Source organism: Rhodococcus sp. IEGM 27 (genome assembly GCF_033142305.1).
In the GTDB taxonomy this organism is placed as follows: Bacteria; Actinomycetota; Actinomycetes; order Mycobacteriales; family Mycobacteriaceae; genus Rhodococcus_F; species Rhodococcus_F oxybenzonivorans.
Genome location: NZ_JAWLSG010000002.1, coordinates 433,722 through 448,946, shown reverse-complemented (window position 1 = coordinate 448,946; position 15,225 = coordinate 433,722). Strand labels below are relative to the sequence as shown.

At 66.3% G+C, this 15,225-nt stretch carries 11 protein-coding genes; 4 read left to right on the top strand and 7 right to left on the bottom strand.

Annotated elements, in window-relative coordinates:
• The first annotated feature begins 75 nt into the window (after positions 1-75).
• Positions 76-1,284 (top strand): thiolase family protein, encoded by a 1,209-nt coding sequence (locus R4P95_RS08490; RefSeq protein ID WP_109330614.1) that lies wholly within the window; start codon positions 76-78, stop codon positions 1,282-1,284.
• On the top strand, positions 1,285-3,393 hold the full coding sequence (locus tag R4P95_RS08485) for a 3-hydroxyacyl-CoA dehydrogenase NAD-binding domain-containing protein (RefSeq protein ID WP_317746597.1): 2,109 nt from the start codon (positions 1,285-1,287) through the stop codon (positions 3,391-3,393).
• Positions 3,394-3,443: 50 nt separating this feature from the next.
• On the opposite strand, the gene R4P95_RS08480 is transcribed toward R4P95_RS08485, so the two are convergent.
• Genes R4P95_RS08480 through R4P95_RS08455 form a run of 6 tightly spaced genes read right to left on the bottom strand, consistent with a single transcriptional unit; the run spans position 3,444 to position 10,273 of the window.
• Positions 3,444-6,143 carry a fumarate reductase/succinate dehydrogenase flavoprotein subunit gene (locus R4P95_RS08480; RefSeq protein ID WP_317746596.1) on the bottom strand — a complete coding sequence of 900 codons (2,700 nt, stop codon included), beginning with the start codon at positions 6,141-6,143 and terminating at the stop codon, positions 3,444-3,446.
• On the bottom strand, positions 6,140-6,937 hold the full coding sequence (locus R4P95_RS08475; protein ID WP_317746595.1) for an ABC transporter ATP-binding protein: 798 nt from the start codon (positions 6,935-6,937) through the stop codon (positions 6,140-6,142). The genes R4P95_RS08480 and R4P95_RS08475 overlap by 4 nt, the downstream gene beginning before the upstream one ends.
• Positions 6,934-7,794, bottom strand: coding sequence for an ABC transporter permease (locus R4P95_RS08470; RefSeq protein ID WP_213571787.1), 861 nt, complete (start codon positions 7,792-7,794; stop codon positions 6,934-6,936). The genes R4P95_RS08475 and R4P95_RS08470 overlap by 4 nt, the downstream gene beginning before the upstream one ends.
• On the bottom strand, positions 7,791-9,221 hold the full coding sequence (locus R4P95_RS08465) for an ABC transporter substrate-binding protein (RefSeq protein WP_317746593.1): 1,431 nt from the start codon (positions 9,219-9,221) through the stop codon (positions 7,791-7,793). Before R4P95_RS08465 ends, R4P95_RS08470 begins: the two co-directional genes overlap by 4 nt.
• An 18-nt stretch (positions 9,222-9,239) precedes the next feature.
• The gene (locus R4P95_RS08460; RefSeq protein WP_109330625.1) at positions 9,240-9,467 is read right to left on the bottom strand and encodes a ferredoxin family protein; all 228 of its coding nucleotides are present in this window, start codon (positions 9,465-9,467) and stop codon (positions 9,240-9,242) included.
• Positions 9,464-10,273, bottom strand: a complete 810-nt coding sequence (locus R4P95_RS08455) for a GntR family transcriptional regulator (RefSeq protein ID WP_317746592.1) — start codon at positions 10,271-10,273, stop codon at positions 9,464-9,466. Before R4P95_RS08455 ends, R4P95_RS08460 begins: the two co-directional genes overlap by 4 nt.
• 295 nt (positions 10,274-10,568) lie before the next feature.
• Here R4P95_RS08455 and R4P95_RS08450 point away from each other — a divergent pair, with 295 nt between their 5' ends.
• A complete protein-coding gene (locus R4P95_RS08450) occupies positions 10,569-11,576 on the top strand; it encodes an iron-siderophore ABC transporter substrate-binding protein (protein ID WP_317746591.1) in 1,008 nt (335 codons plus the stop codon).
• 93 nt (positions 11,577-11,669) lie between these two features.
• Positions 11,670-13,067 carry a sugar porter family MFS transporter gene (locus tag R4P95_RS08445; protein WP_213571783.1) on the top strand — a complete coding sequence of 466 codons (1,398 nt, stop codon included), beginning with the start codon at positions 11,670-11,672 and terminating at the stop codon, positions 13,065-13,067.
• 65 nt (positions 13,068-13,132) lie between these two features.
• On the opposite strand, the gene dxs is transcribed toward R4P95_RS08445, so the two are convergent.
• Positions 13,133-15,088: a 1-deoxy-D-xylulose-5-phosphate synthase gene (gene dxs / locus R4P95_RS08440; RefSeq protein WP_213577929.1), complete on the bottom strand. Its 1,956-nt coding sequence runs from the start codon at positions 15,086-15,088 to the stop codon at positions 13,133-13,135.
• Positions 15,089-15,225: the final 137 nt, after the last annotated feature.

Sequence of the window (15,225 nt, the reverse complement as noted above, 5' to 3'; positions counted from 1 at the left end):
TAGGGGTAGTCTGTGCCCGAGGCCGGACGCTTGGCCGTGATCCGGCACCAGACTGCTCCATCAGGAGGAATTCGCGTGGCTCCATCCACCACATCGCAACGCAACGTCGTGTTCGTCGACGGGATCCGGACCCCGTTCGGCAAGGCCGGTCCCAAGGGCATGTACGCCGAGACCCGGGCAGACGACCTCGTCGTCAAAACCATTCGTGAACTACTCCGCCGCAATCCGCAGCTCGATCCCGCGCGGATCGACGAGGTCGCCATCGCCGCGACCACGCAGACCGGTGATCAGGGTCTGACCATCGGCCGCACCGCAGGCATCCTCGCCGGCCTGCCCGAAACGGTTCCCGGTTTCGCGATCGACCGAATGTGCGCCGGCGCCATGACGTCGGTCACCACCACCGCGTCCGGCATCGGTTTCGGCCAGTACGACGTGGTGATCGCCGGAGGCGTCGAGCACATGGGTCACCACCCGATGGGTGAGGGCGCCGACCCGAACCCGCGATTCCTCGCCGACCGCCTCGTCGACCCCAGTGCCCTGGTGATGGGCAACACCGCCGAGAACCTGCACGACCGGTTCCCCAGCATCACCAAGGACCGCACCGACGCGTACGCCGTCGCCAGCCAGAACAAGTACGACGCCGCCAAGAAGGCCGGCTTCATCGCCGACACCCTCGTTCCGGTGGCCACCCGCTCCGCCGCGGGGTGGGGACTCGCCACCGAGGACGAGCCGCCGCGCCCAGGCACCACGATCGAAGACCTCGCCAAGCTGAAGACTCCGTTCCGTCCGGCGGGCCGCATCACCGCCGGCAACGCCGCCGGTCTCAACGACGGCGCCACGGCGGCGATCCTCGCGGGTGAGGACACGGCACACGAGCTCGGACTGCCGATCGGCATGCGCATGGTCGGATTCGCGTTTCAGGGTGTCGACCCCGCCGTGATGGGCATCGGCCCCGTCCCTGCCACTGAGAAGCTGCTCGCCCGTACCGGTCTGAAGATCGAGGACATCGGCCTGTTCGAGATCAACGAGGCATTTGCCGTGCAGGTGCTCGCATTCCTCGAGCACTACGGCATCGCCGACGACGATCCGCGGGTCAACCAGTGGGGTGGCGCCATCGCCTGCGGTCACCCGCTCGCGTCCTCCGGCGTGCGCCTGATGACTCAGCTTTCCCGCCAGTTCGCCCAGCGTCCCGACGTCCGCTACGGCCTGACCACGATGTGCATCGGTCTGGGCATGGGTGGAACGGTGATCTGGGAGAACCCGATTTTCGACGGAGCGAAGTAAATGACTTCTATCACCACAGCATTCGCCGACGAGGTCGTGACGAACGCGTACACCAAGATCGTGGCAGTCCCGGGCATCGAGGGTCCGGTCGCCCTGATCACGCTCGACAACGGTTTCGACCACACCAAGCCGTCGTCGTTCGGCCCGGGCGGCCTCGCTGCCCTCGACGCAGCCCTGGACGAGGCCTTCGCGGCGAACCCGGTTGCGGTCGCGATCACCGGCAAGCCGTTCATCTTCGCTGCCGGCGCCGACCTCAAGGGCGTCCCGAGCATTACCGACCGCGAGCAGGCGCTCGAGCTCGGCCGGTTGGGTCACAGGGTGTTCCGTCGCCTGCGTGAGTCCTCCGTGCCGACTTTCGCCTTCGTCAACGGGGTCGCGCTCGGCGGCGGTCTCGAGGTCGCGCTGCACAGCCACTACCGCACGGCATCCGAGAGCGCCGGCGCGCTGGGTCTGCCCGAGACGTTCCTCGGTCTGGTCCCCGGCTGGGGTGGAACGCAGTTGCTGCCCAACCTGATCGGGCCCTCGAACGCGGTGACCGTCGTCGTCGAGAATGCGCTGAACCAGAACAAAACTCTCAACCCGAAGAAGGCTCTCGAGCTCGGTGTCGTCGATGCCGTGTTCGGTTCGGCCGACTTCCTCGAGCAGTCCTTCGCCTGGGCGGCACAGGTTCTCGCGGGTGAGATCACTCCGTCCCGTCCCGAGATCGATCGGGGTCAGGGCTGGGACGAGGCAATCTCGCGCGCGAAGGCCATCGTCGAAGGCAAGACGAAGAACAACGCTCCCGGACCGGTCAAGGCCGTCGAGCTGCTGGAATTGGCTCGCAACACCGACCTCACCGATCCGGCGTCGCTGGACAAGGGTTTCGCCGCCGAAGACGAAGCTCTCGCCGACCTTCTGCTGGCGGACGAGCTCCGCGCCGGGCTGTACGCATTCGACCTGGTGAACAAGCGGGCGAAGCGTCCCGCGGGTGCGCCGGACAAGTCCCTCGCACGCAAGGTCACCGGCGTCGGCATCGTCGGTGCCGGCCTGATGGCCAGCCAGCTCGCCATGCTGTTCGTGCGGCAGCTGAAGGTTCCGGTGATCCTCACCGACATCGACCAGGAGCGCATCGACAAGGGTGTCGGCTACGTCCACGGTGAGATCGACAAGCTCCAGGGCAAGGGGCGGCTGTCTCCCGACGCCGCGAACCGCCTCAAGGGCCTGGTATCGGGATCGCTGGACAAGTCCGCCTTCGCGAAGACCGACTTCGTGATCGAGGCCGTGTTCGAAAATCTCGATCTGAAGAAGAAGATCTTCGCGGAACTCGAGGAGTACATCGCTCCCGAGACGATCCTGGCGACCAACACGTCTTCGCTGTCGATCACCAAGATGGCCGCGGACCTGAAGCATCCCGAGCGGGTCGTCGGCTTCCACTTCTTCAATCCTGTTGCGATCCTCCCGCTTCTCGAGGTGATCAAGGGTGAGAAGACCGACGACGCCACTCTGGCAACGGCATTCGCGACCGCGAAGGCGCTGAAGAAGTCGGCCGTCGGTTCCGCCGACCTGCCCGGCTTCGTCTTCAACCGGCTTCTGATCCGCACCCTCGGTGAGGTGATGAACGCGGTGGACGAGGGCACCCCGTTCGAGGTGGCCGACAACGCCATCGCCGAACTGGGCATGCCGATGACGCCCTTCACGCTGCTCGCACTCGTCGGACCGGCGGTCGCGCTGCACACCGGCGAGACGCTCGCCGAGGCGTACCCCGAGCGGTTCCACAACTCCCCCGGGCTCGAGGCCTTGGTCGAGGCCAAGAAGCCCGCGGTGTGGAGCTACGGCGCCGACGGCAAGCAGGTCGTCGACCCCGAGGTCGCCGAATTGTGGAAGCAGGGCGACAAGGCGTCCACGTCCGAAGAGGTTCTCGAGCGCACTCGTCGCGCGTTCGCCGAAGAGATCCAGATCATGCTCGACGAGGGTGTCGTCGCCGCGGCCGAGGACATCGACCTCTGCCTGATCCTGGGCGGCGGGTTCGGTTTCTGGAACGGTGGCATCACGCCGTACCTGGACCGCACCGGCACCTCCGAGGCAGTCAACGGGAAGCGGTTCCTGGCGCCGGGCGTCGCAAGCGTCTGATTTCCTGGTGGGGGCGAAGGACACCACGGCGTCCTTCGCCCCTACCTGTGTCAGGCGACCGGGACGCTGTCCGCCGCGCTCAACGCCTGCCGGGCGTAGGCCCGTACGTCGGCATCGGTGTCGCCCAGGGCCTCGGTCAAAGCCTGAGCCGCAGTCCGATCGCCGGCCCACCGTCCGAGTGAGAGCACGGCTGCCTTCCGCACATCGAGGTGCGGATCCTCCAATGTTTCCGCGAGAGCGGGCACGGCAATGCCCGGGTCCGCTCCGGCCAGTCCGCGTGCTGCCCCCTGCCGTATCTGCCAGGCGGATTCGCGCAGTGCCGTGACGACGAGGGCGACATCGTCGTCGCGGCACCCCAATCCGGCGAATGCCGTCAGTGCCGCTGCACGCACCAGCGGGTCGCGGTCACCGGCCAACTCTCGCACTGCGTCGAGTCCACCGAGACCGATGGTGGCGAGCCCGTGCGCCACGGTGATCCGCACTTCCCGGTTCTCGTCGTGTGCCCCCGACGCCACCGACTCCCACTTGTCCAGCGACACCAGGCCTCGCACCGCTTCGATCCGAACGTGGTGATCGGAGTCGGACAGCGCCGTCAGGAACTGCTCCGCCGACCCCGCGTGCAGTGCGCGCAGCACGTCGATCACCGCGGCCCGGACCACGGCGTCACCCGACTCCAGATGCGCCTCCAGCCCAGCGGCAGAGGTGAGCACCTCGACCAGTTCGCGCAACCCTTCGGCGGCGGCGCGGCGAACGGTGACGGCTTCGTCGGCGAGCGCCGCGAAGAGTGCTCCCGTGAAGCCGTCGGGCGTTCCCTCGGTCAGCACGGACAGTGCGGTCACCCGGACCTGGGGGTCGTTATTTCGGAGGTACGGCTCCAGCTCGTCGATGCTGGGTGCATCGAGGCCGAGCAGCGCGACGAGGGCGGGCGACGACGGTTCCTGCCGGACCGGCGCGGCGATACGTGAACGCTCCTCGACCGGCGCGCGTCCTCCGACCAGCGGCGGCTGAGTCACCGCGATCACCGTCTGGTCCTGCGGCGGAAGGGAATCGAGGCCCGGAACCGAAACGAAGTACGGTGCGACCGGCCTCTTGAAGAATTCCATCTCCCCGTCCGCCCCGCGACGCAAGTTCAGGTGATACCCCCATTCCTCGTCGCTCGACTCCGGTAGGTCGGCGCGCTCATGGTAGAGCCCCCAGCGGCTCTCGGTTCTGGTGAGGGAACTGCGGGAGGCCATCTCGGCGCAGTCACGGATGAACGTGACCTCCGCGCAGCGCATCAACTCGTGCGGGGTGGTGGCGCCCATCTCGGCGATCTCGCGCTCCATCCGTTCGAAAGTTTCCACGGCAATGGACAGCTTGGTGGCCGTCTTCGGCGGCGCGACGTAATCGTTGACGAATCGGCGCAACTTGTATTCCACCTGCGGCTGCGGGGGCCCGTCGGGGTTGCGCAGCGGCCGGTAGATCAGCTCGTGCGCCTCCTTCAACTGGTCTTCGGGCAGCAGGGTGGGCGCTGGGATTCCGGGCAGCGTGCCGGTCGCGTGTGCCCCGGCGAGGTCGCCGTAGACGAACGCGCCGATCATGTAATTGTGCGGAACGCAGGCGAGGTCGCCTGCGGCGTACAACCCGGGAACGGTGGTGGCGCCGTGCTCGTCCACCCACACTCCGGACGCGGAATGCCCGCTGCAGAGTCCGATCTCGGAAATGTGCATCTCGATGTCGTGACTGCGGTAGTCGTGACCGCGGCCCGCGTGGAAGGTGCCGCGGGTGGGACGCTCGGTGGTGTGGAGGATCGATTCCAGGGTGTCGAGCGTTTCCCCGGGAAGGTGGCTCACCTTGAGATAAATGGGTCCACGGGCCGACTCGATCTCGCTCTTGACCTCGCTCATCATCTGCCCCGACCAGTAGTCGGAATCGACGAACCGTTCACCGTGCGCGTTGACCTGATAACCGCCGAACGGGTTGGCGACGTAGGCGCAGGCAGGCCCGTTGTAGTCCTTGATGAGCGGATTGATCTGGAAGCACTCGATGCCACTGAGTTCTGCGCCGGCGTGGTAGGCCATCGAGTAGCCGTCGCCGGCGTTCGTCGGATTCTCGTAGGTGCCGTACAGGTATCCGGAGGCCGGTAATCCCAGTCGGCCGCAGGGACCGGTCGCCAGGATCACCGCTTTCGCGCCGACTGCCACGAACTCCCCCGTGCGGGTGTTCAGCGCAGCGGCCCCGACGGCCCGGCCGTTCTCCGTGAGGACGCGAACGGGCATCAACCGGTTCTCGATGCGGATCTTCTCCCGCATCTTCCGCTGCCGCAGCACCCGGTACAGAGCCTTTTTCACGTCCTTACCCTCGGGCATCGGCAGCACATAGGAACCGGAGCGATGCACGCGCCGCACCGCGTACTCCCCGTACTCGTCCTTCTCGAACTTCACTCCGTACTTCTCGAGGCGCTGCACCATGGCGAAGCCGCGGGTTGCGGTTTGATAGACCGTGCGCTGATTGACGATTCCGTCGTTGGCCCGGGTGATCTCCGCGACGTAGTCCTCGGGTTCGGCCTTGCCGGGAATGACCGCGTTGTTGACGCCGTCCATGCCCATGGCGAGGGCCCCTGAGTGCCGCACGTGTGCCTTTTCCAGCAGCAGGACGTTCGCGCCGTTCTCGGCTGCTGTCAGGGCAGCCATCGTGCCGGCAGTGCCACCGCCGATGACCAGTACATCGCAGTCGAGACGCACGGTCTCGGCAAGGTCGGGGATGTTCATCGGTTCTCCGGATCGTTCGTCGTCGGGGCGTCATCGGTCTGTTCCAGCGCCGCCAGTACCTCGCCGCGTGCGGCTCGGGTTTCGGCGTGGCCGAGGAACTCCCGCCTGCGCGGGTGGGGAATGTCCACGAGCGCCCGCAGTGGTCTGCCCGCTCCGCCCAGGACCGCCACCCGGTCTCCGAGCAGGACCGCCTCGTCCACGTCGTGGGTCACGAAGACCACCGTCGTGGGGTGGGTGCTCCAGGTGTCTACGAGAAGCCGCTGCATCACCCCGCGGGTCTGCGTGTCGAGAGCGCCGAACGGCTCGTCCATCATCACGGCGCGGGGTGCGCCGGCGAGACCACGCGCCAACTGCACACGTTGTCGCATGCCGCCGGAGAGGTTCTTCGGGAGGAAGTCTCCGAACCCGGTGAGACCGACTTCGTCGATCCAGCGGTCGGCAGTGGCCCGGCGGCCCTTCCTCGGCTCACCGCGAAGCGCCAGGGCAAGTTCGATGTTCGAGCGCACGCTGCGCCACGGCAGCAGAGCGTTGTCCTGAAACACCACGGCCCTGTCCCGGGACGTCGACACCACCGACTCACCGTCCGCGACCACCCGGCCGGCGGCGGGTGGCAGCAACCCGGCCAGAGCCCGGAGCACTGTCGATTTACCGCAGCCGGACGGCCCCGTGAGGACGAGGATCTCACCCGGCACCACGGTCAGCGACAGCGAGCGGATGACCGGGGCTCCGGTGTACGACAGTGTGACGTCGTCGAGTATGAGTGACATTCCGGTCGCGAGCGTGGTGGCGGTCATGCGCGCTCCCCTCGGGGCAGCCAGCGGGTGACACGCCTGCCGAGCAACTCCACCGCCGCCGATGTGGCGAAGCCCAGGATGCCGATGGTGATCATGCCGACGAATACACCGGGATAGTCGACGATCGTGTAGGCCTGCCAGGTGCGGTAGCCGACGCCGAGGCGGCCGGAGATCATTTCCGCGGAGATGACGCAGATCCACGCGACACCGATCCCGACCGACAAGCCACCGAACACTCCGGGCAGGATCCCCGGAAGCACCACCCGGGCCAGCACATCCCAGCGCCCACCCCCGAGGGTGCGCACCGAGTCTTCCCACAGCGTGGGCAACGCCCGGACCGCGTGCCGGGTGCTGACCATGATCGGAAAGAATGCGGCCACGAAGGTGATGAAGACGATCCCGGCCTCGTCGCTCGGAAACAACAGGATCGCAACGGGAACCACGGCGATCGCCGGAATGGGCCGGGCCAGTTCGGTCAACGGTCCGAGGACGTCGGCGAACAGCGTCGACCTGCCGAGCGCGATCCCGGCGGCCACACCGATCACGGTGGCGAGTCCGAACCCGCTGAGGATGCGGATCAGGGACTGGCCCAGGTCGAGGTAGAAGAGGTCGTTGCGCAGCTGGGTGCCGAACGCGGACACGACGTCGGTGACGGTGGGAAGGGTGTCGAATCGCAACCACAACCGCACGTCGTTGGCCGTCAGCAGCTGCCACGCTGCGATGGCGGCGACGACGGACGTGATGCGCAGAAGGCGGGATCGCCACGAGGATGCCCACGCGGGCAGCGGTGCCGGATCGGGCTGCAGTACCGCGGCCTCGGATTCGATCGATACGATCGACGGCTGCAGGGTGGTCACTGCCGAACCTCCTCCACAGCGCGGTCGTACGTGACGACTGTTCCCGCCGGGTGGGCGCGCAGGTAGCGGCCGGCGGCGGCGTCGGTGGTGAAGGGCAGGAAGGTGTCACCGTCGCGCACCCACACCGCCTTGTCCGCGAACCAGCGGGTGCCCAGTTCGGCATCGGGAACGTACGCGCTGCGGACGTCACGACCCTCGGCGCGTGCCTGTTTGACCGCCCGGAGCAGGCAGGTCGGGCTCGCCGCAGGCTGGGTCTGCGTCGCATCTGCGAACCAGACTTCCCCGGCCAGAGCCGGATCGGTTGCAGGTGTGCCGCACACAGGATCGTTGCCGGTCACCGCTGTGGGGCTGCCGGGCGTCGTGACAGTGGCATCGTAGTTCTGCCCCTCGGCATCGAATGCCGCGCGCAGAGGCACGTCGTCGACGAACCCCTCGACGTCGAGATCCGCGAAGTCACCGATCGATTTCAGATACGGGACGTCTGCCTTCAGCGCTTCGACCAGTTCGGGTCGGAGCGTGGTGTCGAACGTCGTGCCACCGGGCCCGTTGTACAGGTAGACCACCTCCTGCGGCAGTCCGCTGTCTTCGGCGACGATGCGTGCAGCCTCGAGTGGCTCGGTCCGGATGAAGTGCGTGGCGTCGAGTTGTGCACGGAGGAACGCATCGACGACTTCGGGGTGCTCGTCCGCGTAGGCCTCCCGCACGACGACCCCGTGCAGGGTGGGTGTGTTCAGCTCGGCGCCGTCGTAGAGCAATTTCGCCTTGTCCTGGAACACGAGAAGCCCGGGCCAGGCGACGAATTGTGACAATGCCTCGACCTGACCGGATTCGAGGGCGGAGGATCCGACCGGCGGTTGCTGGTTGAGAACCTCGACGCCGGTGCTCGGGTCGATTCCGGCGCGGTCGAGCGCACGGACGAGGGTTCCATGCCCGGCAGAACCGACGCTGGCAGACACCTTCCGGCCCGCGAGATCGGCGAGCGTGGTGGCGGGAGAGTTCGGAGGGACGACCACCATGTTCAGGGCACCCTCCGGGTTGTACCCGGTGACCGACACGATCTCGGTTTTCGATCGCGGATTCGCCTGTGTGCGTGAGCCGTTGATCAGCATGGGATAATCACCCATCGAGCCGATGTCGATCTTCTCGGCCACCATCTGCGCGGTGATCGGCGCGCCGGTGTCGTAGTCCTGCCATTCGACGGCGTACCTCGTCCCCGTCTCCTCGGTCAGTTCTTGTAGACGCTGTTCGAGGTAGCCCTGGGCTCGCAACAGTGTTCCGGCGGTGACCGTGTTGATCGTCTTCGATTGGTAACCGATCACTACGGGCACTGCATCGTCGCTCCCGGCGGTGGTGTCTTCCAGCGAGCAGCCGGTCGCGAGCAGTGCGACCGCAGCGGTCAGCACGAGAGAGAAGTAGGGACGCAACATGTTTTCGAAGTCTTTCGCTCAGCGGAGGAGGTACGGCATATTCACGGTGACGGCGCCGGTGGGACAGCGGGCTGCGCACGGGCCGCAGTACCAGCATTCGTCGACGTGCATGAAGGCCTTGCCGTTGTCCGGGTTGATGGCCAGCGAGTCGAGAGGACAGATTTCGACGCACAGCGTGCACCCCTCGATGCACAGTGACTCGTCGATGGTGACCGGTACGTCGGCGCGGGCGTTGACAAGTGTCATGTGAGCTCCCAGTTCGAAATTTCGGGACGACGGATGAGGTTGCTGCGCATGGTGATTCGATCACCGCGCATGCGGATGTACTCGAGGTCGACGGGACGTCCGTCGACGAGTCGGGTGAGACGCTCGAGCAACAGGAGCGCGGCCCCGTCCGGGGTCTGTAGGTTCGCCGCCGAGTGCGCATCCGCATTCACCGATTCGATCGCCACATCCGCGGAACCGAGTGGTTGCCCACAGACCTCCTCGATCAGCGTGAAGACGTCGTTGCACTCGAGGTCGCGGCCGAGGATGATCCGCCCGATGTCGGGCACCAGATAGGTGAGGTCGAGACTGAGCGGGAGGTCACCGAGATAGCGGATACGTTCGATGTAGACCGCGGATTCCCCTGCCGCCAACTGTAATCGGCGCACCACGGCCGGTGGTGGCGTGATCTCCCTGGCCACGCGCACGTCGTTGCGCACCTCACCGTGTTCCTTCAAGGTCTCCCTCAGTCCGAGCAGGGCGTCGAGCCCGTGGTCGTACTTGCGCCGCGTCACGTGAGTGCCTACCCGGGGCGCACGGTCGATCAGGCCCTCCTGCTTGAGGAGCGCGAGCCCGTCCCGCACCGCGTTCCGAGACACCCCGAATTCGTGCGCCAACTCCGATTCCGGAGGCAGTGCGCGGTCGGCGAAAGAGTCCGCGTGGATCTGCTGCCGCAAGAGGTCGGCGAATCGGCGAGCCTCGTCGGCGCGAGATCTGCGCGCAGAGGGCTGGCCGTGCAGGGCAGTCGGAGCCACCACCGCCTCTGCATCATCCCCGGCGAGCGCCATGCGTTTCCTCCGTCGATTGTGCAGTGTGCTGAACGACAAGAGACGCTAACTGCTGTTCGACCACCGGAAGTCGCGCCTGCGGACCACCCGGCGCGACCGCCGCGAATCTGCCGGTCGGGTCCCGTGGACTGCCCCGCTCACCTGCGTAAACGCGAATACGGCGCCCCATTACGCCACCGCTGAACCGGAAGCAGAGTTCGAATCACGGTGATCCGAAGTCGAGCGCAGAACCCGGCCCCGGCCCGATATCTAGGTTAGGCTTACCTTTTACTCGCTCGTCGAAGGAGTCGTTGCCGTGTACACATCCCCACGCCCGATCGCTGCCGCACTCGCCGTGGCCGGCACCGCGCTGCTGGTCGCCGCCTGCTCGTCCGGCGACGGCGGCACGAGCGCGGAGGGCGGCGGTGCCGGCTTCCCGGTGACGATCGAGAACACCTTCGGATCCACCACGATCGACGCCGCCCCGGAGCGCATCGTTACCCTGGGCTGGAACGCCCAGGACGTCGTTTACGCGCTCGGCGAGTCCCCCGTCGGCATGCCCAAGTACTCCTACGGCGCCGAGGCGAACGGAGTGATGCCCTGGCTCCAGGACCGCTACGACCCGAGCCGGACCACCCTCCTCGACACCGCCACCACCATTCCCGTCGAGCAAGTGGCCTCGCTGGCACCCGATGTCGTCCTCGCACCCTACGAGGGATTCGACCAGGGCACCTACGAAAAACTTTCCGCACTCGCCCCCACCGTCGCCTACCCGGACAAGCCGTGGCAGACCAGCTGGCAGGACCAGACCACCCTGATCGGTCAGGCGCTCGGTAAGACCGCGGAGGCGGACGCTCTCGTCACCGGCCTCGACGACCGGCTCGCGCAGACCGCTGCCGAACATCCGGAGTTCGCCGGAAAGACGGTGTCGGTGGTGAACTTCGATACCGACGCTGCCACGGTGAACGTCTACATGCCCTCCGACCCCCGCGTGCAGGTGCTCACCGAGCTCGGATTCACAGTCGCACCCGGTGTGTCGAAGCTCGCCGAGTCGAATCCGGACAAGTTCTTCGCAGACATCTCGGTGGAGAACATCGCCGATATCGACGCCGATGTCGTGGTCGCGTTCGTCGCCGACGAGAGCACCGTCGCGGCCAACCCTGCCTACGCGAATCTCGGCGCCCTCGGCCGGGGAACCGCGGTGACATTGTCGGATACGAAGGTGATCGCGGGACTCAGCCAGACCAGCGTGCTGGCCACTCCCTGGGCGCTCGAGAGGCTGACGCCGCAATTGAGCGAGGCGGCGAACAAGACCGGTGCGTGAAGTCCCGCCTGATCAGGCAACGCGGGCGTAGCGTGATTCCACACGAAATTTCGTAGCCGGCCCACAGCCACGCTCGCCGAAAGCAGGTATGCGATGACGCAGATATCCGAAAGACACACCGCCAAGGTCATCGGGGTCACGGTCGCTGCAGCCGTCGGGGGTTTCCTGTTCGGATTCGACAGCTCAGTCATCAACGGAGCCGTCGATTCCATCCAGGGGCACTTCGAATTGAGTTCGTTCTTCACCGGCTTCGCCGTGGCAATCGCGTTGCTCGGATGCGCTGTGGGCGCGTGGTTTGCGGGCCGCCTCGCAGACCGGTGGGGCCGCAAGAAGGTGATGCTGCTGGGTTCGGTGTTGTTCGTCGTCTCGTCGATCGGCTCCGGACTCGCTTTCAGCGTCCCCGACCTGATGCTGTGGCGCATTCTCGGCGGCCTGGGAATCGGAATCGCGTCCGTCATTGCGCCGACCTACATCGCGGAGATCGCGCCGGCCCGCTACCGGGGCGGCCTGGCCTCTCTCCAACAGCTCGCGATCACCCTCGGCATCTTCGCCGCGCTGCTGTCGGACGCCGTGTTGCAGAACGCGGCCGGTGGAGCGTCGAACGAGCTCTGGCTCAATCTCGAGGCGTGGCGGTGGATGTTCCTCGTCGGAGTTGCGCCGGCGCTGGTGTACGGCCTTCTCGCACTGCTCATTCCCGAGTCGCCGCGATATCTGGTGGGCAAGCACCTCGATCAGGAAGCGGCGGACGTCCTCGCGAACATCACGGGTGAACTGGACCCGCACGAGCGGGTCTCCGAGATCCGGCTCACCCTCCGCCACGAATCGACGGCGTCGTTCGACGATATTCGCGGCCCGAAGTTCGGGCTGCAGCCAATCGTCTGGGTCGGCATCTTCATGGCCATCTTCCAGCAGTTCGTGGGTATCAACGCGATCTTCTACTACTCGACGACCCTCTGGAAGTCGGTGGGCTTCACCGAGAACGAATCGTTCACCACCTCGGTCATCACAGCGGTGATCAACGTGGGCATGACGTTCGTCGCCATCCTGTTCGTCGACCGGATCGGCAGGCGCATCCTGCTCATGGTCGGCTCGCTCGGCATGTTCGTGAGCCTGCTCACGGCCGCAATCGCGTTCTCCCAGGCGACGGGCAGCGGCGACGACGTCGTGCTCCCCAGCCCGTGGGGGGCGGTCGCCCTGATCGGCGCCAACCTGTTCGTGATCTTCTTCGCTGCCACGTGGGGCCCGGTCATGTGGGTGATGCTCGGCGAAATGTTCCCCAACAACATGCGCGCCTACGCACTCGGCATCAGCACGGCGGCGAACTGGATCGCCAACTTCACCGTCACGCTGTCGTTCCCGCCGCTGACGCGTTCGGTGGGCCTGTGGTTCCTGTACGGCCTGTTCGCGTTCTTCGCGCTGCTGTCGTTCTTCTTCGTCCGGTCGAAGGTCCGGGAGACGAAGGGGATGGAACTCGAGGAGATGACGACCTGACGTGGTCTACCTACCGATCCGGCCGAATCGCTCCGATTCGGCAGGATCTGTTCTTCACGGGTGTGTCAGCTCTGCCGGCCGCTGTTCTCGATGTGTTCGGCGCTCTCGTGCGCAACCACCCCGTTGGCCGAAGACGGGGGCTGGTTCCCCAGACTCGCCACCCAGCCGGTGATCTGGCGGGCGACGTCCTGCGCAGTCAACCCCAGTTCGGCGTGAACCTGGGTACGGGAGGCGTGGTCGAGGAACCGTTGCGGAACGCCCAGATCCCGGCACGGGACATCGACGCCGGCAGAGCGCAGGGCCGCCGACACGGTGGAACCGATTCCTCCATGGAGGCCACTGTCCTCGACCGTGACCACCATGCTGTAGTCCTCGGCGAGCTTGACCAGTGATTCCGGTACCGGAAGGACCCAACGCGGGTCGACGACCGTCGCAGAAATGCCTTGCTGCTCGAGACGATCGGCGGCGGCCAGAGTGAGTCCGGCGAACGCCCCGATCGACACCAGCAGGACATCCTTTCGGCCGGAGGAGTCCCGCAGGACGTCGACGACACCGTCGATTCGGCTCAGAGCGGGCACGTCGTCACCGACGGTGCCCTTGGGGAAGCGCACCGCCGTGGGCCCGTCATCGACAGCCAGCGCCTCGTCCAGTTCTTCGCGCAGAGTCGCGGCGTCGCGCGGGGCCGCGACCCTCATGCCGGGCACGATGCCCAGCAGCGACATGTCCCACATGCCGTTGTGGCTGGCCCCGTCGTTTCCCGTAATCCCTGCGCGGTCCAACACCAGGGTGACCGGCAACTTCAGCAGGGCGACATCCATCAACAGCTGGTCGAATGCACGATTGAGGAAGGTCGAATACACCGCGACCACGGGATGCAGGCCTCCGAGTGCCAGCCCCGCCGCCGAGGTGACGGCGTGCTGCTCGGCGATGCCGACATCGAACATCCGGTCGGGATAGGCGTCACCGAACGCTGCCAGACCCGTCGGACCCGCCATCGCGGCAGTGATCGCAACGATGTCCTCGCGGCGACCGGCCTGCTCGATCAACTCGGCCGAGAACACGGAGGTCCAGTCGGCGGACGCCGTCGCCGTCGACTTTCCGGTCAGGGGGTCGATCACACCGGTCGAATGCATCTGGTCGGCGACGTGATTCTCTGCGGGTGCGTACCCCATTCCCTTGCGGGTGACGGCGTGCACGATCACCGGTCCCCCGAACGCCTTGGCACGGCGCAACGCAGACTCGAGGGCAGCTTCGTCGTGACCGTCGACGGGACCGAAGTACTTGATTCCCAGATCCGTGAACATGACCTGCGGGGCGACCGCGTCCTTCAGACCGGCTTTCATCCCGTGCAGGACGGAGTAGGCGGTTCGGCCCACCCACGGCAGCTTCTTGACGATTCTGCGACCGTTGTCGAGCACCCGCTCATACGCGGGCTGCAGACGGAGGGTGGCGAGGTGATCGGCGAGACCCCCGATCGTCGGCGCGTACGACCTGCCGTTGTCGTTGACGACGATGATCACCGATCGGCTCTTGCCTGCCGCGATGTTGTTGAGCGCTTCCCAGCACATACCGCCGGTCAGTGCGCCGTCACCGACGACGGCGACCACGTGGCGGGCCTGGCCGGTCAATTCGAATGCCTTCGCGAGACCGTCCGCATAGGACAGGGATGCGGAGGCGTGCGAGGACTCGACCCAATCGTGTTCACTCTCGGCGCGGCAGGGGTACCCCGACAGTCCGCCCTGCTTGCGGAGCGACTCGAAGTCGCCCTTGCGACCGGTGAGGATCTTGTGAACGTACGCCTGGTGACCGGTGTCGAAGATGATCGGGTCGGCGGGCGAGACGAACGTGCGGTGCAGCGCGAGCGTCAGCTCGACGACACCGAGGTTCGGTCCGAGGTGGCCGCCGGTCGCGGATACCTTCTGGACCAGGAACTCACGGATCTCCGCGGCGAGTTGCTTCATCTCCGCGGGGTTCAGCTGACGCAGATCGTCAGGCGTCTGGATACGGGCAAGAACACCCAACGAGATCGCTCCCTCCGTGATGCACGCCGCATTACGTGCCTCTGCGTCGTGGCTTCGTGTCACGTCACAGTGCACCCAGTCTACGGAGCCGCGGGACCGGGCGACACACCATGTGCACACAGGCGTCCTACGAACAC